Below are 18942 nucleotides of genomic sequence, written 5' to 3'. Positions count from 1 at the left end.
CCTTGTCCAGAGGTAAAGGTAAAAATCCGTTAACTATTTATATTTGCGGATTGTTTGGGCGATTCGAATCGCGAGGCGAGACGGCCGCCGCAGCCTGCGCGACGGCCAGCGCCGGCAAATCACCCTTTGAGCGTGCGCTCCACGATATCGCGAACGTCTGTGGAAAGGTCGGGCGACCGTTCGATCTCGATCAGCGCCGCTCGGGCGTGTTCGGCGCGCGTCGGCTCCAGCGAGCGCCAGGAGCGCATCGATGTCAGAATGCGAGCGGCAAGCTGCGGGTTGCGCTCGTCGATTTCGAGAATTTGCCCGGCCAGGAAACGATAGCCTTCGCCGTCTGCACGGCCGAAGCCGGTCGGGTTGGCAAAGGCGAAGGTCCCGACCAGCGCCCGCATCCGGTTAGGATTGGTGCGCTTGAACAGCGAATTCTCCATCAGGGCGCGTACCCGTTCCAGGGCCTTGGCGCCCGGGATGCCGGCCTGGATCGAGAACCATTTGTCGATGACGAGTGCGTTTTCTGCGAAGCGGTCGCGGAAGGCGGCCAGCGCCTCGCTCGTCTCTGCACTCTCGGGAAAATGATGGACGAGAAGCGTCAGCGCATGGCTGAGATCGGTCATATTGTTGGCGGCCTCGAAGGCGGCCTTGGCACGAACCGGCGTCTGTTCGGCATAGGAGACGTAGGCGAGGGCGCTATTGCGCAGTGCGCGCAGGCCAGCGCTTTTGGCATCCGGGCTGAAATCGCCTGATGTCGTCATTGACGCGTACAGACCGGCAAAGACACTCTTTCCGGCATCGGCGATCTGTTTCAGGATCGCCTGCCGGCCGGCATGGATGGCGTCGGGATCGTTATTGCTGCCGAGTTCGCGGGCAATATCTGATTCACTCGGCAGAGCCAGCGCCTGGGCGCGGAAGGCGGGCTCGAGGCTCTCGTCGGCTGCGGCCGCAACCAGCGTCTCGACGAAGGTCGCCTCGCAGGCGACGGGCTTGCCCTCACGCGAATCGCGGGCGGCTTTCAGAAGGTTCGGCAGCGCCAGATCTGTCAGCGCCTGCCAGCGGGCGAAATGATCCGTCTCGTGGCGGGCGAGATGGGCGAGATCGACAGGGCTCTGGTCGAAATGCAGGTTGATCGGCGCCGAGAAGCTGCGGTTGATCGAGACGACTGGCCGCGAGCCGACGCCTTTGAATACTGCCGTCTGCGTGCGGCCTGTGAGATGCAGCACCTCGTCGGCATATTCGGCGCCTTCGACCGAAGTCGGCTCGATCTTGCCGCCGTTTTCGCCGAAGAACGCCAGGCTGAGCGGAATATGCATCGGTTCCTTGCTCGACTGGCCGGGTGTTGCCGGAATCATCTGTTCGAGCGACAGGGTGAAGCTGCCTGCCGCCGCATCGTAGCTGCCCGATGCGGTGACGAGCGGCGTGCCGGCCTGATGGTACCAGAGCGAGAACTGCGCGAGGTCCCGACCGCTCGCGTCCTCGAAACATTTGACGAAATCCTCGATCGTCACGGCCTGGCCATCGTGGCGGTCGAAATAAAGATCCATGCCCTTCTTGAAGCCATCCCTGCCGATGAGCGTCGCGATCATCCGCGTGACTTCGCTGCCCTTCTCGTAGACGGTCCTCGTGTAGAAATTGTTGATCTCGCGATATGTCGTCGGCCGCACCGGATGGGCGAGTGGGCCGCCATCCTCCGGAAACTGCTCGGATTTCAGATGGCGCACATCGGCGATGCGCTTGACCGGGCGCGAGCGCTGATCGGAGGAAAATTCCTGGTCGCGATAAACCGTCAGGCCTTCCTTGAGGCACAGCTGGAACCAGTCGCGGCAGGTGATGCGGTTGCCGGTCCAGTTGTGGAAATATTCATGCGCGATGATCGCCTCGATATTGGCATAGTCGGCATCGGTCGCGGTCTCGGGGTCGGCGAGCACGTATTTGTCGTTGAAGATGTTGAGGCCCTTGTTCTCCATCGCGCCCATGTTGAAGTCGGAGACGGCGACGATCATGAAGATGTCGAGATCGTATTCGCGCCCGAACCGCTCTTCGTCCCACTTCATCGAGCGCTTCAGCGCATCCATGGCATAGGCCGCGCGCGACTCCTTGCCGTGCTCGACATAGATCTTCAGCACCACCTCCCGGTCGGACATGGTGGTGAACGTGTCTTCGACGACGCCGAGATCGCCGGCCACGAGGGCGAAGAGGTAGCTCGGCTTCGGATGCGGGTCGAACCATGCGGCGAAATGCTTGCCGGGGCCGTAGCCGGCGCCGCCGAGGAAGTTGCCGTTCGATAGCAACAGCGGGTTGGCGTCCTTGTCGGCGATGATGTTGACCGTGAACGGCGCAAGCACATCGGGCCGATCGGGGAAATAGGTGATGCGGCGGAAGCCTTCGGCCTCGCACTGCGTGCAGTAGATGCCGCCGGTGCGGTAGAGCCCCATCAGCTGGGTATTGGCCTCGGGATTGATGATCGTGGTGATCGTCAGCTCAAAGGGTGCGCTCTCCGGCAGGTCGCGCACGGTCAGGCTTTCCGGCGTTGCATCATAACGCGAGTGGTCAAGCTCCACCTGGTCGAGCAGCAGCCCGGCCAGCGCCAGCTCGTCACCGTCGAGCACGATCGGCGCCGCAATGTCGGCGCCAGGGCGGCGATGAAAGATGAGACGCGCTTCGACCTTTGTCTCCGTCGGATCGAGTTCGAATGTCAGGTCCACGCGTTCCAGCACGAAGTCGGTGGGACGGTAATCTGCCAGATGAATGACCTGGCCGGTATCTGTTCGCATGGTGTTTCCTGAAGACCGTTATTTGACAACCGCGGATACAGAGGCGTGCGCGCTCTGCCTAAATTGCCGGGCATGATTACATTAAAGTCTGAACTAAAGTTAAAGCAAATTGCCGGTGAGGTCGAAGTTCACGGGCAAAATACCCTGTTCGAAACCGATGCATGCCGCGGTCGGGAGAACGGGCGCTATCACAGATTGAGCTCGGCCTTGATCGTCGCTTTCGGTCTGCGCGACTGACGCCGTAGCCGCCAAGCTCATCGCAGTCCTCTTGGCCGAGCGGCGGAAGGTGATTTGGCAATTATCCGGTTTTGTTGCGGTTTTTTCGCCCATCTCGATTTTCTTTAGCTACGATGGCGTCATCACCTGTTGCGTTCCCGAGTCGAACGCGTCTTCCCGTTTTGTTTAAGTCAGCATTAGAGCCAGGATCATGCACTCGGTTCTCAGAAACCCGATGAGAGGCATCGCGCTGAAAGTCTCGTCGGTCGTGGTCTTCCTGGCCATGCAGACCTTCATCAAGCTGGCAGGGTCGGATATCCCGCCGGGTCAGGTCACCTTTTGCAGGTCTTTCTTCGCGCTCTTCCCGATCATGGCCTATCTCGCCTATATCGGCCAGCTGCGCACAGCCTTCCATACCGCCAACCCGGTCGGCCACCTGAAACGCGGCACGATCGGCATCCTGTCGATGGCTTTCGGCTTCTACGGCCTGCTGCATCTGCCGCTGCCGGAAGCGATCGCGCTCGGCTACGCCTTGCCGCTTGTCGCCGTTGTCTTCGCCGCGGTTTTTCTCGGCGAAACCGTACGCATCTATCGGTGGAGCGCCGTCCTCGTCGGCATCGTCGGCGTCGCCATCGTCTCCTGGCCGAAACTGACGCTGTTTCGTGACGGCGGCATCGAAGCCGAACAGGCCCTCGGCGCGCTATGCGTGCTGCTCTCGGCCGTTCTCGGCGGCATGGCGATGATCCAGGTGCGACGCCTCGTCGAGGAGGAGAAGACTGCGACGATCGTGCTGTATTTTTCGCTCACCGCGTCGATTTTCTCGCTGGCTTCCCTTCCTTTCGGCTGGCTCATCCTGCCATGGCCGTCGGCGCTTTATCTGATCGCCGCCGGCTTTTGCGGTGGCGTCGCGCAGATTCTGCTGACGGAAAGTTACCGCCATGCCGATGTCTCCACCATCGCGCCGTTCGAATATACCTCGATCCTGCTCGGCGGTATCATCGGCTACTTCGTCTTCGGCGACGTGCCGACCGTCAGCATGCTGATCGGCACCGTCATCGTCGTTGCTGCCGGGATCTTCATCATCTATCGCGAGCATCAGCTGGGGATCGAACAGCGGGAGGCGCGCAAGGCGACGACGCCGCAATCCTGAGGCTCGTGACCGGCAAGATTTTAACGCGCAGATTGCCGCCGCGCGAGGCTTGCCTCCGGCGAGCGAAAAGAGTGGCGAATTCTTAGGATGGCGTCGACCCGCGGAATATGATTGTTGAACATGAGAAACTATCATTTATTCAACACTATGCATGTCTAATGGGCCGTTTTGCGGCTTTCGATATTACTGCTCCGAACGCTGGCCCGCGAGCGGAGGTGGAGAAACGCATAATGGCATTCACGGCGGAGCAATTGTCAGGAAACGGCTCCTTTCTGACGAGCATTCGCTTCTTGGCCGGGCAGACCCGCGGCATGTTCGACGCCGGCCCGCGTCTGGCGAGGCTGCTCGCATCCCATCAGCGCTGGCTCCTGACTCAGACCGCCTATGCCCTCCACCTGGAATATGATCCGCGCAACCCCACCTCAGGTCTTACCGCGGTTCGGCTGACCGACCGCATCACGGCACACAAGGTGGCGAGCCGCAACACCGTGCTCGCCTTCATCGAAGAGCTCTATACCTACCGCTTCATCACCCACACGCCTGGCGACCAGCGGCGCCGGCCACGACATTTCGAACCGGCCAATGTCAGCCATCAGGCGATGTTTGCCTGGATTCACGCCAATCTTGCGGCGCTTGACCTGCTCGACCGCGGTGAGAGGGCGGCGTTTTTCCAGGCAAATCCATCATTGATGGGGCTCGTTCAGCCGCGCATCGCCCGCCATTGCCTGGAAGATGCCGCCTGGCGGGAGCCGCCGGAGCAGGTGGCGCTGTTTCTCTGGACGGAGGCCGGCGGCCTCGTCGTCGACAACTTCATCGCCCGGATGGATATAGAAAACGCCGAGCCCGGCAAATTTCCGGTCGGCCGCGTCGAAACCCGCGCGCTCGCCGCCGATTTCATGATGTCGCGCACGCACCTGCAGCGGCTCCTGGCAAAGGCGGCGCAGCGCGGCTGCGTCGGCTGGCATGATGAGCCGCGCAAGACGCGCCTTTGGATATCGCGGGATTTTGCCGAAGAATACTGCGCCTGGCAGGCCGTCAAATTCGCCTATGTCGACGAAGCCTTCGAATGGGCGAAGGCCCGGACCAAAGAAGTGGCCGTCTGATCAGAGGACGATCGCTGCTGTACCCGCACCAAAGTCCGCAGCGGCCTCGACAGGCCTCACTGAAAGCTCGCGCTCGTACTCCTGCGCGGCGCAGACCGCGGCGCGGATATGCTCGAAGGTTTCGATGTTGCGCAGAAGCGATAGCAGGATCGTCGACATGTTGGGTTACTCTGACATGAAAAAGGCAGGCGGCTGCACATTTTATGCAGCAATTCGAACTATTACAGTGCCCTTTGGCCTTCGAAGAGGGGCGCGGTGCTGCAGCGCCTGCCGCTCAATATTGCTGGAAATCGGAGAAAATGGCGTTCGGGCGCGCCGTGCGGCTGTTTATACCGGTGCCGCGGGCAATCATCTGCTCGTTCGTGGCAAAACCAAAACGGCTGTAGCCCTGCGTGGTACGAACTTGGTCGCCGGCGAGGCGAAGGGTTTCAAACCCGCAATGGGTAGGACGAAATCGCTTGTTCATGGCCTTGGTTCCTGTGATTCCTCCCAAGACACAGGTCTATATTGCAACGCAACATAAATTCCGCAACGCATCATGACGCGAAGCAGCCGTGCAAAAATTGCACGGCTGCTTCATAAAATAGTTACTTCGGCTAATTTCTGAGTAAAGAGAGGGACTTAAGCTTCGCCTGAAATGCCAGCAAATCATTCCAGGCCAGCCGTTTGTTGACAGGTGCGGTTAACAGATCCTGAGGATGCAGGCTGGCGATCGTGGGAATGGCGCGCTCGGCGACGGCAATTTCCCTCCAGCGGCCCCGCAGGCCGTGGATCGTATCGTTTTCCCCGAAGAAAAACCGCGCAGCGAAATTGCCGAGCAGCAGAATCGCCTGCGGTTCGGCGAGCGCAATTTGCCGCTCGATGAAGGGCCGGCAGATGTCCATTTCGGCCGGCGATGGCGCGCGGTTGCCGGGCGGCCGCCAGGGAATGACTTGCGTCAGCAGGACGCTGGAACGGTTAAGCCCGATCGCCGCCAGCATCTTGTCGAACAGCTGGCCGGATTTTCCCGAAAATGGCGTGCCCTCGCGATCGTCTTCGGCGCTCGGCGCCGAGCCGATCACCATGATGCCGCTGTCGGCGTCGCCGTCGGCAAAAATCGTCGAACGGGCGCTGTGCTTGAGATTGCAGCCGTTGAAGGCCTCGATCGCGGTCTTGAGTTCGCTCAGCGACCGCGCGGCTTCGGCGACGAAACGCGCCTGCTGCACGGCCTCGCCGTCCGGGATCGCCGGTTGCGGGCCGGAGGCCGGGGCCGGACGCGCCGCTGCATTCGGACGAGACGATGTCTGGCGCTCGCCCGGCAAAGGCCGTTGCTCAGCAATGGGCCGTTCCTGCTGCGCCTGCGCCGCCGGACGGCGTGCCGCCTTCATTTCCTCGAATTCGGCGAAGCGGTCGACCGCTTCCTCTTCCAGCAGCCATTCCACGCCGGCATCCGCATGGAAATGCAGAAGCGCTGCAAGCTCGGCGGGGGAAAGGTCGTTGGCGGAGATCATGCGGCAAATCTAGCGAAGAGATCGTGGCATTGAAAGGGCAGGCGGCACATTGGCCGCGTTTGCCGGCTTTATTGCACAGTCCATTGCGCGATGTCGTCGCGTTCGCCGATCAGCGCCAGACCATGGGCGATCGACAGCAGTTCACCGCCGCTTTCGATCCGGTCGCGCTCGAAGCGCTCGGTGAAAATGCGGCGCACGGCCGGCACGAAGGAGGTGCCGCCGGTCAGGAACACCTTGTCGATGTCAGCCGCTTTCGTCTCTGTCTTGTCGAGAACTTCGTCGAGAGCGCCTTCGATGCGGGCAAGATCCTCGGCGATCCAGCCCTCGAAGTCGCTGCGCCTAACGCTGCGATGGCCGCTGCGGCCAAGCGGCGCGAAATCGAAAGGTGCTTCGTCCGCGGCCGAAAGCGCCATCTTCGTCGCCGACACCGCCTGGTAGAGCGGGTACCCTTCGTCATGGTCGATGAGGTCAATGAAGATTTCGAGTTTTTCCGGCTCCAGACTGGTGCGCACCAGTTTCTTCAGATCCTCGAATTCGCGCGTTGTCTTGAAGATCGACAGCTGGTTCCAGCGGCCGAAGCTGGAATAGTAGTTCGACGGCACTTCGAGAATCTTGTCGAAACTCTTGAAATGGCTGCCTTTGCCGATCAGCGGCGCGACGATGTTGTCGATCATCCTGTAATCGAAATGGTCGCCGGCGACGCCGACGCCGGAATGGCCGATCGGCGTTGCCGTCAGCCTGCCGGCGACGGTTTCGAAGCGGATCAGCGAATAGTCGGTCGTGCCGCCGCCGAAATCGGCAACCAGCACCGTCGCATCCCGCTTCAGGTTCTGTGCGAAATAGAAGGCGGCGGCGACCGGCTCGTAGACATAATGGATTTCGGGAAAACCGAAACGCGACAACGCCTCGTTATAGCGCTCGGTTGCGAGTGCTGGATCGGGGCTGGCGCCGGCGAAATATACCGGCCGGCCGGTGACGATGCGGCTGACGTCGGCAGGCCAGCTGTCGCCGGCATAATTTCGCAGGCGCCGCACGAAGACCTCCATCAGATCTTCGAAATTATGCCGCTTTGCGAAGATCAGCGTGCCCTGAAACAGCGCGCTTGCCGCGAAGGTCTTGATAGATTGCAGGAAGCGGCATTCGCCGGGATTGTCGATAAACTGGCGGATCGCGGCATGGCCCGCTTCCACCTTCAGCGCCGCGGCGCCGAGCTGGCCATCCTTCATGAAGGAAAGGGCGGTGCGCATGCTGTCGGCCGTCCCGGCCGCACTTGTAAACGTCATCGAGCGCGTCGCCCCGCCATCCGCCATGGCGAGAACCGTATTCGTCGTGCCGAAGTCGAAACCCAGCGCCTGAGCCATGCCCGCACCTCTTCATGCCGATTGTTATTGGAGACGGAGCGTCGCTCCGCAAGGGGCGCAGGAGCGCCCGGATTCTGGAGGGCGGGTGATGCCACAGGGGCATGACACATTCAAGCGAATTGAAGGCTGCTATGCTCAGAGGCGCATGTCTTCTGCCGCTTGGGGAGGAGACATGCGCCATGCAAGTTAAATCGACATGCCGAGATCAGCAGACCGTCATCACTCGGCAGCAATTGCCCGCGCCTCCTCAATCACCGGCTCCTCGGCCTTCTTCTGGCCGATCAGGCGGCCGAGGAAATTGCCGAACCGATCCATCTCGACGAAGATGACGGGCGTTATGAACAGCGTGAGCAACTGCGAGACAACGAGGCCGCCGACGACGGCGATGCCGAGCGGCTGGCGCAGCTCCGAGCTTGCGCCGGTGCCGAGCGCTATCGGCAGCGCCCCGAGCAGGGCGCAGAAGGTCGTCATCATGATCGGCCGAAAGCGTCGCACACAGGCCTCGTGGATCGCCGCCGTCGCCTTCTCTCCGCTCGTTCGCATCGTCTCCACCGCCACATCGATCATCATGATGGCGTTCTTCTTGACGATGCCGATCAGCATCAACAGGCCGATGAGGGCGATGATCGACAGGTCGAAACCCATGATCTTCAATGCGAGCAGCGCGCCGAATGCCGCCGCCGGCAGGCCGGACAGAATGGTCAGCGGATGGATGAAGCTTTCATAGAGCACGCCGAGCACAACATAGATGGTCAGCACCGCCGCCAGGATCAGATAGGGCGTATTGCCCTGCGACTGCTGGAAGATCTCGGCCGTGCCGCCATAGGAGGTGAAGACGTCGGTCGGCAGGCTGATCTCCTTCTTGATCTGGTCGATGGCCGCCGTCGCGTCGCTGAGCGAGACGCCTTCCGGCAGGTTGAAGGAAACGGTGGTGGAAACCAGCTGGCCGGTCTGGTTGATGGTGACCGGTCCGGTGGTGCGCTCAACATGTGCGAAGTTTGACAGCGGCACCAGGCTGCCACTCGACGAGGCAACGCGGATCTCAGACAGTTTCTGGTCGTCCCACGGCTTGCTGGTGTCGTATTCGACGATGACGTCGTAGCTGTCGCCGGTCGACTGGATCTCCGCCGCGGTATATCCGCTGAAGGACTCCTGCAGCGTCGTGCGCAGCGTATCATTGTCGATGCCAAAAGCGGCCGCCCGCTCGGTATCGATGACGATATTGGCCTGCAGCGCGTTGTTCTGGGCGTCCGAGGTCACGTCGGTGAACAATCGGTCCTTGCGCATCGCTGCCTGGATCTTGCCGGCCCAGAGGTTGGTCTGGTCGGCGCTGAGCGCCTGCACCACCAGCTGATATTGGCTCGCGGTCTGGCGGCCGCCGAAACGCAGGCTCTGATTCGGCGTCACGAAGGCCTGCAAGCCGGGGATCTTGTTGATCGCCGTGCGCAGCTCGCGCAGCGTCTGATCAAGCGGCGGGCGCTCCTCCTTGTCCTTGAGTTCGACGAACATCGAGCCATTGTTCTGCGGTTTGTTCGGATTGCCGCCGATCGTCGACATCACATGATTGACCGCCGGGTTCGCTTTGACGGCCGCCGCCGCCTGCTGCTGCAGCGCCTCCATGGCGGAATAGGAAATGTCCTGCCGGGCCTGCGTGCTGATCGTCAGGCGGCCGATATCCTCCTGCGGGAAGAAACTCGTCGGCAGCGTCATGAAGAAATAGACCGTCAATGCCACCGAGCCCAGGAAGACGCCTAGAATGGTCAGACGATGGCGAAGGCACCAGCCGACCGCCCGGTCGTACCCGTTAAGCGTCCGCTCGAAACCGGCGTCGAAGAGGCGGATGAGGAGCGGCGGGCGGCTTTGATTGTTCGACAGCCGCGAGCCGAGCATCGGTGTCACGGTCAGCGAAACGATGGCCGAGGAGATGATGGCGATGGCGACCACCATGCCGAATTCGTTGAACACGCGGCCGACGACGCCGCCCATCAAGAGGATCGGGATGAAGACCGCGATCAGCGAAACCGACATGGAGATGATGGTGTAGCTGATTTCGCCGGCGCCCTTGATCGCCGCCTCGCGCACCGGCATGCCTTCCTCGACATGGCGCAGAATGTTTTCCAGCATGACGATCGCGTCGTCCACCACCAGACCCACCGCGAGCGTCAGCCCCAGGAGCGAGATATTGTCGATGCTGTATCCGAGCACATACATCATGCCGAAAGTCGAGATCAGCGATAGCGGAACGGCAAGCCCCGGAATGATCGTCGCGGTGGCATGGCCGGTGAACAGGTAGATGACGAGTACGACGAGGCCGATGGTCAGGAGCAGCGTGAACTTCACATCGGCAATGGCGGCGCGAATGGGTTTTGCGGCGTCGTTCATGACCACCGTCGTGACCGAGGCCGGTATTTCGGCGTGAAGCTGCGGCAGCTTGGCATTGATCGCATCGACGACATCGACCGTGTTGGCATCCGGCTGACGCTGGATGGCGAGGATGATGCCCCGCTGGCCGTCATACCAGCTGCCGGTATACTGGTTCTCGACGCTGTCCTGGACATCGGCGATATCGCCGAGATGGATCGGCGCGCCGTTCGGATTGGCGATGACCAGCGAGCGGAATTGTTCGGCATTGGTGCGCTGCGTGTTCGCAGTGATGGTCATGCTCTGGGCATTGTTCTGCAACGTGCCCACAGGCTGCTGGCTGTTGGCCGCAGCAAGGGCCTTGTTGACCGTATCGATGCCGATGCCGCGCGTGAGCAGCTTGTTGGGATCTACCTCGACGCGCACGGCATAGGTCTGCGCGCCATAGACGCTGACCTGGGCAACACCGGGAAGGGTGGAGAGCGACGGCGAGATGATGTCTTCGGCGATCTCGTCGAGCTTGCTGCGCGGCATGGTGTTGCTCTGCACGGAGAGCAGCATCACGGGCGCATCGGCCGGATTGGTCTTTCGGTAGCTCGGTGGCGTCGTCAGATTGTCTGGCAGCTGCCGGGTCGCGTGCGATATCGCCGCCTGGACGTCGGCCGCGGCCGCGTCGATATCACGGTTGAGGTCGAACTGCAGCACGATGCTGGTGTTGCCGAGCGAACTCGAGGCGCTGATTTCGCTGATCCCGGGAATGGTTTCGAACTGCTTGATCAGCGGCGTGGCGACCGAGGTCGCCATGGTCTGCGGCGAAGCACCGCTCAATTGCGCCGAAACGTTGATCGTTGGAAAGTCGACCTGCGGCAGTGCCGCGACCGGCACGAGCCTGTAGCCGGCGAGACCGGCCAGGATGACGCCGATGGCAAGCAGCGTCGTCGCCACGGGGCGCTGGATGCAGAAATTCGGGATCATTGCTGCGCCCCCACCGTGATCGTCTCGGATTGCTGCTGTTGCCGAGGCTCTTCGGCGGAGGCGACATCAAGCCTCTTGTCGTCGAACTGCTCCTTGATGCCCTGCTGGTCGCTGAGCTGGCCCTGGCCCTCGACAATCACGTGGTCGCCTTCGGACAGGCCCGATGCGATGGCTGTAAAGCCGCCATTGGCGCGGGCGACGGTAACCGGCGTCAAATGCGATTTGCCGTCCTTGGCGACGAAGGCGAAGAAACCGTCCGGGCCCGGGCTGACGGCGACCGTCGGCACGACCACCTGCTTTTCGTCGTTGTTGAAATGCACGATGATATTGACCGATTGGCCGGGCCAGAGGGCGCCGGAGGCGTTCTCGAATTTAGCCTTGGCAAGGATCGTGCCGGAGGCGGTATCGACCGTGTTGTCGTAGAAGCTGATTTCGCCTTGACGGACTTGCCCCCTGGCGGACTTGGGGGCTGTGCTTACCTCCACCGGACCGGCTGCCAATGCCTTCTTCAGCTCGCGCAGGTAACGTTCCTGCAGGTGAAATTTCACATAGATCGGATCGTATTTCGCGATGGTGACGATCGCCGAGCCGGCATTGACGAAAGCGCCGTTGCTGATGGCGATGTCGCCGAGCCGGCCGTCGAAAGGAGCACGAACGTCGGTATTCTCGAGAATGATCTTGTCCGAGGCAAGCGTCGCCTTGTCCGCGTCGACCGTGGCCGCGGCGGTGTCGCGTGCAGCTCTCGCCTGATCGAGGCTTTGCTGGGTGCCGGCCTTCTGGTCGAACAGGTCCTGGGCGCGGACCAGCGCTGTCTCGGATTCGGAAAGCGTCGCGGTGTCGCGCACGATCATCGCATTGTCCTTGTCGACCGCCGCCTTGGCTGTTCGGTCGTCCAGCTTGGCGATCAGGTCCCCGGCTTTGACGGTCGCCCCGTCCTCCGCACTGATGCTGACGATCAGCCCCTGTTCCTGTGCGGCGATCGTCGTATTGTCATCGGCATCGGCCCACCCGGAAGCGGTCACATCCATCGGCAGCGTCGTCTTCACGGCCGCAACGGTCTTGACGACCGTCGGACCGCCACCGCCGCGTCTGCGCCCTCCACCCTGATGCTGTCCGCTATCCCCAGCCTCGGCCTGCGCCTGCTGTCCGCCGCCATTGCCGCCGGCCGGCTGCCTGATGATCTTCGAGAGGTAGGGAATACGCTCGGCATAGGGGACCAGATTGCCGAATTGCCAGAAACCGATGGCGGCGACGGCGATAATGCTGACGGTAATCCAAAATTTCTTCATGGCGAGACCGCGCTTGGAACAAGGTTGCGAAATTTATGCTTTGATTGAGCCGCTTTATTGCGGCGCAAAAAAGACATAATTTCCCGGTCGCGATCACTAAGTGGTTATAATGGCTTAAAACTTTGTAATGAATATTCCGTAATATTCAAACTATACTAATATAGACCAATGCAGATTGACGCGGCTCCGGCGGCTGTGCGCCGGCCGTCGCGACAAGCCGATGCCGCTCTCCTGCACGCAAGGAAGAGCGAAAAAACAGAGAAGGCAAGTCGTCATGACTGAGTTGGATGCCAGCGAATTTCGCTCTCTAATCACAAGCGTGTTTCCCGAACTGACGGGCTCCGTCTTCAAGCTGGCGGCAAAGGGCTGGGATTCGATGGCGGTCGACGTCGACGACACGCTGATTTTCAAGTTTCCCCGCGATCTCGGCGCCGAAAGAGCGCTTGTGAAAGAAGCCGCCTTGCTCGAGATCGTTCGGCCGTCGCTGTCGATGGCGGTTCCCGACATGCGCATACACGACGGGCCGCCGATCTTCTCCAGCCACGCCAAGCTCGAGGGCGAACATCTCATTACCGAAGATTACGAGGCGCTCGGGGAGGGCGACCGTCAGCGCCTCGCGGATGACCTCGCGCGTTTCTACGCCGAACTGCACGCCCTCGATGCCGATCGGATGCGGGCGGCCGGCGCCTCTGCGATCCAGCCATGGCAATCGCCGGAGGCGGTGCGGACAAAGGCTTTGCCGCAGCTGCCGGCTGATATCAAGGGCTTTGCGGAGGCCGTTGTCTCGGACTTCGAAGCCTTGCCGCCCGACCCCTACGGCAACGTCTACGGCTTCTTCGACGGTCACGGCTGGAACATGGCCTTCGACTATCGGCAGGGCAGGCTCAACGGCATTTACGATTTCGCCGATTCGGGCTTCGGTCCGTTGCACCAGGAGTTCATCTATTCGAACTTCATCTCGCCCGATCTGACCGCACGCATCATCTCGGCCTATGAGACCCTGACCGGACGCAGGCTCGACCGGTGGCGGATCGCAGTCATGACGGGCTTCCATCGGCTTTCCGAACTCGCTGAACTTGCCGACGATCCGGCCAATGTCGAACAGATGATCCGCAGCGCCGCGACCTGGGCCGCCGCGTCGGCCCGTGTTGCTTGAGCGGTATCCCTTAGACGGAGCGCGCCGCGCCGCCGTCGCAGCGTATGAGGGAGCCGGTAATGTAGCTTGCCGGCTGGCTGCAGAGGAAGGCGGCCGTTGCGGCAAATTCATCCACTCTGCCGTAGCGGCCGACCGGAATGCGCGCCTCCTTGTCGGCGCGGATTTCCTCGACGCTCTTGCCCGTCCGCTTGGCTGCGGCGCCGTCGAGGTCGTCGAGCCGCCCGGTCAGGATGCTGCCCGGCAACAGCAGGTTGGTGGTGATGCCGAAACTCCCGACTTCGGAGGCGAGCGTCTTGCTCCAGCCGGCAAGCGCCGGGCGTAGCGTGTTCGACAGCGCCAGGTTGGAGATCGGTTCGATCACGCCTGATGAGGCGACCGTCAGGATGCGGCCCCAGCCCTGCGCCTTCATATCAGGCAGCAGCGCATTGGTGAGCGTGATGACCCGGGCGACCATCGAAAGGAAATAGGTTTCGAGCTTTTCGGCCGTCATGTCCTGCGTCGTGCCGGGCGTCGGGCCGCCGGTATTGTTGACGAGGATATCGAGGCCGCCGAACTTCTCCTTCACCGCCGTCGTTGCCGTCTCGACGAAGCGCTCGTCCGCGAGGTCGGCCCAGATCCAGTCGGCTCGGCCATTGCCTTCGCTGTTGATCGCCGCGCAATTGGCCTCCAGCTGTTCGCCGCTGCGCCCGCACAGCAGCACGTTTGCGCCTTCGCGAGCGAGTGCCGTGGCTATGCCGAGGCCAAGCCCGCGCGAGGAGGCGAGAACGAGCGCCCTTTTGCCCTTGATGCCGAGATCCATGATATCCTCCGATGTCTTCGAGCGATGTATAAGGCGCAGGCGATGAAAAAGGAAAGGGAGGGGCTGCCGCAATGGGTTCATAATTGACGTTAACGTAAGCGTTAGTGTAAGTCTCGGATCGGCAGAAATGTCGTTGTGCGATTAGAGGATTGGCTGTCGCATCCCGGCTCGACAATGCTTCACGGTTTTGACAAGACAGTGCCCATGGGATGACGGCCACAGGCGGCCAAGCGGAGACGAATGAATGACCGAGACGACTGAGCTGCCAGAACGCGAGAGCATGGAATTCGACGTTGTGATCGTCGGCGCCGGTCCTGCCGGTCTGGCGGCGGCGATCCGGCTGAAACAAGTCGATCCGGAACTGTCGGTCGTGGTCTTGGAGAAGGGGGCCGAGGTCGGCGCCCATATTCTCTCGGGCGCCGTCGTTGATCCGATCGGCATCGACCGGCTGCTGCCGGGCTGGCGCGAGGATGCCGAGCATCCGTTCAAGACGGAAGTCACCGCAGACCATTTCCTGGTGCTGGGGCCGGCCGGCTCGATCCGCCTGCCGAATGTGCTGATGCCGCCCTTGATGAACAATCACGGCAATTACATCGTCTCGCTCGGCAATGTCTGTCGCTGGCTGGCGACGAAGGCGGAAGAACTCGGCGTCGAGATCTATCCGGGTTTTGCCGCCGCCGAAGTGCTTTACGATGACAAGGGTGCGGTGATCGGCGTTGCCACCGGCGACATGGGCATCGAGAGAAACGGCGAGCCGGGAGCGAACTACACCCGCGGCATGGAGCTGCGCGGCAAATACACGCTGATCGGCGAGGGCGTGCGCGGTTCGCTCGCCAAGCAGCTGATCGCCAAGTTCGATCTCTCGAAGGACCGCGAGCCGCAGAAATTCGGCATCGGCATCAAGGAGCTCTGGCAGGTTAAGCCGGAGAACCACAAGCCGGGCCTGGTGCAGCACTCCTTCGGCTGGCCGCTCGGGATGAAGACCGGCGGTGGCTCCTTCCTCTATCACCTCGAAGACAATCTGGTGGCCGTCGGCTTCGTCGTCCACCTGAACTACAAGAACCCCTATCTCTACCCCTTCGAGGAATTCCAGCGCTTCAAGACGCATCCGGCGATCCGGGGAACCTTCGAGGGCGGCAAGCGGCTCTCCTATGGGGCCCGCGCCATCACTGAGGGCGGTTATCAGTCGGTGCCGAAGCTTTCCTTCCCCGGCGGCGCGCTGATCGGCTGTTCGGCCGGTCTCGTCAACGTGCCGCGCATCAAGGGCAGCCACAATGCGGTGCTGTCTGGCATGCTGGCGGCTGAGAAGGTGGCGGCGGCGATTGCATCCGGCCGCAGCCATGACGAGGTGGTCGAGATCGAGAATGAATGGCGCAAGGGCGACATCGGCAAGGATCTGAAGCGGGTGAGGAACGTCAAGCCGCTGTGGTCGAAGTTCGGCACGGCGCTCGGCGTGGCGCTCGGCGGTCTGGACATGTGGACCAATACGCTGTTCGGCTTCTCCGTCTTCGGCACGCTTGGTCACGGCAAGACCGATGCGCAGTCGCTGGAGCCGGCCGCAAATCACAAGCCGATTGCCTATCCGAAGCCGGACGGCGTCTTGACCTTCGACCGTCTGTCCTCGGTGTTCCTGTCGAACACCAATCACGAGGAGGACCAGCCGGTGCATCTGCAGGTCAAGGACATGGCGTTGCAGAAAAGCTCCGAGCTCGGCATCTATGCCGGCCCGTCGACGCGCTACTGTCCGGCCGGCGTCTACGAATGGGTGGAAAAGGATGGCGACAAGACCTTCGTCATCAACGCCCAGAACTGCGTGCACTGCAAGACCTGCGACATCAAGGACCCCAACCAGAACATCAATTGGGTGCCGCCGCAGGGCGGCGAGGGGCCGGTCTATCCGAATATGTGAGGCAGATCGGCACCACAGCCGGCAATTTCACGGACTGACGTCTTCGTGATCGACCGCCGGCGGCGGCTCTTAGCCATTCGTTAACCATAAATTCCTTAGCTTGCGACATCTTGTTGACGCACTAAGGACACATTCATGACGATCTCCCGCCGGGGCTTCCTGATTGCCCTGCCTCTTGTTGTGGCCGGTTGCTCTTCGACCGGTCTGAACAGTCAGACGAATTACGCAGCGCTTCCCGATGAAAAGTTTCCGCTGAAGCAGGTGCCGATCGACAAGATCAAGCCGGAGCTCCGCCGTCAGGAAGTCGCCTACGAAGCCGCTTATGCTGCAGGCACGATCGTCATCGATACGCCGGCGCGCCGCGCCTACTATGTCCTCGGGAACGGCCGCGCAATGCGTTATGGCGTCGGTGTTGGCCGCGAGGGGCTGGCATTTGCCGGCAACGCCTATGTCGGGCGCAAGGCGGAATGGCCGAGCTGGACGCCGACGGAGAACATGCAGCGCCGCGAGGAACGTTATCGCAGGCTCGCCGGTGGCATGCCGGGCGGCCCGAACAATCCGCTCGGCGCGCGGGCGATGTATCTTTATCGCGGCGGCAACGACACCCATTTCCGCATTCACGGTACGAACCAGCCGGAATCGATCGGTCTTGCCATGTCGAGCGGCTGTATCCGCATGATGAACCACGACGTGATCGATCTCTATAGCCGCGTCGATGTCGGCGCCAGGGTGGTCGTCATCCAGGCTTGAACGAGCAAAGGGCGTCCATGAGGAAAGCCGCCGCAGCGAGGGCTGTCGGCGGCTTTGGCTTTTGCTGCTGACGCTGGTGCGTCAGTGACGGCGTGCGGCGATCCCCGTCGAAAGTGCTACGCCTATGCCGGTAATCACGGCGGCGCTGAATTCGGCGAAGCCGATCGTTTCGCCAAGCAGGAGGCCACCGCCGACTGTGGCGAGAACGGGTGTCAGCGCCGTGAAGGCGGCAGCCTGCGTTCCGCCGAGGGTGCGGACGGCCGTGCCATAGGCGACCATGGCGACGAGGCCGGAAAGGATGCCCTGGCTCAGCACCTGCAGGCCGATTTCCGGAAGCGGCGCCTGCGGCAGCGAAATGCCGAAGACGAAGGCGAGCACGGCCATGATCAAGAAGGACCAGACGGCGATCAGTGCACTTGCCTGAATAGCCGTCAGGCCCGAGCGGCGGAAGGCATGGGTGTAGCTTGCCCAGAGCACGGCCCCGGCCGGCAGCATGACGAAGCTCGTCCAGGGCAGGGAGGCATTGGCAAGGCTGGGGACCAGCAGGATCATCACCCCGGCGACGATGGCCGCCAGCCCGACGATGCGCGTGACATCCGGCCGTTCCCGAAACAGCACGATGCCGATCAGGGCGGTGGCAAGCGGCATGGAGCCGCCGAGCAGGATGCCGGAGGAGGCCGCCGGTGTGGAGTGAATGGCCAGCGTCGTCACCAGAAAGAAAATCGCGCCGCAGCCGGCGACCATGATCGCCAGCAGACAGAGCGGCACGCCCTTCGGCAGCAGACCCATGCGAAGCCAGACGGGCGAAAGTGCCAGCGCCGGAATGCCGAAGCGGATGAGGCCGATATCGATCGGGCCGAGCGATGTCGCGGCGCTATGGCGGGTTGCCAGAAACCAGGTCGCCCAGATCAGCACGGTAACGGTGCCGGCGGCATAACCAAGGGTCTGGGAAGGCGATCTGTCGTTTGAAAATGCGATCGTGCTCATCGTTCTAATCCTTTCCTTCATCTGGATCTTGTCCGGTTGAGGAAGAGGTTAGCGCCAGAGGCTGGGGCATGTCCTTGCTATCTGTGGCTCCAAAATGATGCTATACGCAATGTTCTGCCAAATCATGTCCGTGGATATTACGAAAATGCCAAATCTCGACAAATTCGATATTGCCATTCTGAAATGCCTGCAGGAGGATGCGCGCGCCACCAATGTTGAGATCGCCGAGAAGGTGAACCTTTCGCCGTCTCCCTGCCTGCGCCGCATCCGCAATCTCGAACGCTCCGGCATCATTCGCGGCTACACCGCCGATATCGATCGCAAGGAAGTCGGTCTCGGCCTGACCGTCTTCGTCGAATTCAAGGTGGTTCATCACAGCCGTGAAAATTCCGAGGCGCAGCAAAAGGCGTTGCTCGCCATCCCAGAGATCGTCTCCTGCTTCCTGATCTCGGGCACTGCGGATTTCCTGGCCGAAGTGGTGGTGGAGGATCTCGCCGCCTATGAACGGCTTCTGACGGAGACGCTGCTGACGCTGCCGAATGTCAGCGACATCCGTTCAAACTTCGCCATCCGCAGCATCAAGACGCATGGGCCATTGAAACTGCCCGAGGGAAGATGATTCCCTCGG

Annotated in this window: 16 protein-coding genes; 6 read left to right on the top strand and 10 right to left on the bottom strand. The window is 61.6% G+C overall.

Annotation, left to right across the window (positions count from 1 at the left end; all coding sequences use genetic code 11):
- Positions 1 to 119 precede the first annotated feature (119 nt).
- Positions 120 to 2768, bottom strand: a complete 2649-nt coding sequence (gene pepN / locus GA0061105_RS23165) for an aminopeptidase N (RefSeq protein WP_092753143.1) — start codon at positions 2766 to 2768, stop codon at positions 120 to 122.
- Between the two features lie 99 nt (positions 2769 to 2867).
- Positions 2868 to 3098 (bottom strand): hypothetical protein, encoded by a 231-nt coding sequence (locus GA0061105_RS23160; protein ID WP_092753141.1) that lies wholly within the window; start codon positions 3096 to 3098, stop codon positions 2868 to 2870.
- A 97-nt stretch (positions 3099 to 3195) separates the two neighbouring features.
- Between GA0061105_RS23160 and GA0061105_RS23155 the strand changes: the two genes are divergently transcribed.
- Positions 3196 to 4134, top strand: a complete 939-nt coding sequence (locus GA0061105_RS23155; RefSeq protein ID WP_092753139.1) for a DMT family transporter — start codon at positions 3196 to 3198, stop codon at positions 4132 to 4134.
- 230 nt (positions 4135 to 4364) lie between these two features.
- A complete protein-coding gene (locus tag GA0061105_RS23150) occupies positions 4365 to 5237 on the top strand; it encodes a hypothetical protein (RefSeq protein WP_092753137.1) in 873 nt (290 codons plus the stop codon).
- On the opposite strand, the gene GA0061105_RS32940 is transcribed toward GA0061105_RS23150, so the two are convergent.
- The 6 genes from GA0061105_RS32940 to GA0061105_RS23125 all read right to left on the bottom strand — a co-directional run bounded on the left by GA0061105_RS32940 (position 5238) and on the right by GA0061105_RS23125 (position 12713).
- Positions 5238 to 5396 (bottom strand): hypothetical protein, encoded by a 159-nt coding sequence (locus tag GA0061105_RS32940; RefSeq protein WP_167358575.1) that lies wholly within the window; start codon positions 5394 to 5396, stop codon positions 5238 to 5240.
- Between the two features lie 115 nt (positions 5397 to 5511).
- Positions 5512 to 5703, bottom strand: a complete 192-nt coding sequence (locus GA0061105_RS23145; protein WP_064692334.1) for a hypothetical protein — start codon at positions 5701 to 5703, stop codon at positions 5512 to 5514.
- 130 nt (positions 5704 to 5833) lie between these two features.
- Complete coding sequence (locus GA0061105_RS23140) at positions 5834 to 6727, bottom strand: uracil-DNA glycosylase (RefSeq protein ID WP_092753135.1); 894 nt, start codon at positions 6725 to 6727, stop codon at positions 5834 to 5836.
- A gap of 68 nt (positions 6728 to 6795) precedes the next feature.
- Complete coding sequence (locus GA0061105_RS23135) at positions 6796 to 8088, bottom strand: Hsp70 family protein (RefSeq protein WP_092753133.1); 1293 nt, start codon at positions 8086 to 8088, stop codon at positions 6796 to 6798.
- A gap of 219 nt (positions 8089 to 8307) precedes the next feature.
- Positions 8308 to 11424, bottom strand: a complete 3117-nt coding sequence (locus GA0061105_RS23130; RefSeq protein ID WP_092753131.1) for an efflux RND transporter permease subunit — start codon at positions 11422 to 11424, stop codon at positions 8308 to 8310.
- On the bottom strand, positions 11421 to 12713 hold the full coding sequence (locus GA0061105_RS23125; RefSeq protein ID WP_092753129.1) for an efflux RND transporter periplasmic adaptor subunit: 1293 nt from the start codon (positions 12711 to 12713) through the stop codon (positions 11421 to 11423). Before GA0061105_RS23125 ends, GA0061105_RS23130 begins: the two co-directional genes overlap by 4 nt.
- 274 nt (positions 12714 to 12987) lie before the next feature.
- Between GA0061105_RS23125 and GA0061105_RS23120 the strand changes: the two genes are divergently transcribed.
- Entirely contained in the window at positions 12988 to 13869 is an 882-nt protein-coding gene (locus tag GA0061105_RS23120; RefSeq protein ID WP_092753127.1) for a phosphotransferase family protein, read from the top strand.
- Between the two features lie 10 nt (positions 13870 to 13879).
- On the opposite strand, the gene GA0061105_RS23115 is transcribed toward GA0061105_RS23120, so the two are convergent.
- The gene (locus tag GA0061105_RS23115; protein WP_064692339.1) at positions 13880 to 14668 is read right to left on the bottom strand and encodes an SDR family oxidoreductase; all 789 of its coding nucleotides are present in this window, start codon (positions 14666 to 14668) and stop codon (positions 13880 to 13882) included.
- Positions 14669 to 14912: 244 nt separating this feature from the next.
- On the opposite strand from GA0061105_RS23115, the gene GA0061105_RS23110 reads away from it, so the two are divergent.
- Both GA0061105_RS23110 and GA0061105_RS23105 read left to right on the top strand, forming a co-directional pair.
- Positions 14913 to 16577, top strand: a complete 1665-nt coding sequence (locus tag GA0061105_RS23110) for an electron transfer flavoprotein-ubiquinone oxidoreductase (protein ID WP_092753125.1) — start codon at positions 14913 to 14915, stop codon at positions 16575 to 16577.
- Between the two features lie 135 nt (positions 16578 to 16712).
- Positions 16713 to 17327, top strand: coding sequence for a L,D-transpeptidase (locus tag GA0061105_RS23105; RefSeq protein WP_092753123.1), 615 nt, complete (start codon positions 16713 to 16715; stop codon positions 17325 to 17327).
- Positions 17328 to 17408: 81 nt separating this feature from the next.
- On the opposite strand, the gene GA0061105_RS23100 is transcribed toward GA0061105_RS23105, so the two are convergent.
- Positions 17409 to 18314 carry a DMT family transporter gene (locus tag GA0061105_RS23100; RefSeq protein WP_092753121.1) on the bottom strand — a complete coding sequence of 302 codons (906 nt, stop codon included), beginning with the start codon at positions 18312 to 18314 and terminating at the stop codon, positions 17409 to 17411.
- Positions 18315 to 18411: 97 nt separating this feature from the next.
- On the opposite strand from GA0061105_RS23100, the gene GA0061105_RS23095 reads away from it, so the two are divergent.
- A complete protein-coding gene (locus tag GA0061105_RS23095; RefSeq protein WP_208601692.1) occupies positions 18412 to 18933 on the top strand; it encodes an Lrp/AsnC family transcriptional regulator in 522 nt (173 codons plus the stop codon).
- The last annotated feature ends 9 nt before the right edge of the window (positions 18934 to 18942 follow it).

Source organism: Rhizobium aethiopicum, from assembly GCF_900094625.1.
GTDB lineage: Bacteria > Pseudomonadota > Alphaproteobacteria > Rhizobiales > Rhizobiaceae > Rhizobium > Rhizobium aethiopicum.
The sequence above is the reverse complement of the archived record's forward strand: the minus strand, read 5'-3'. Positions and strand labels throughout refer to the sequence as shown.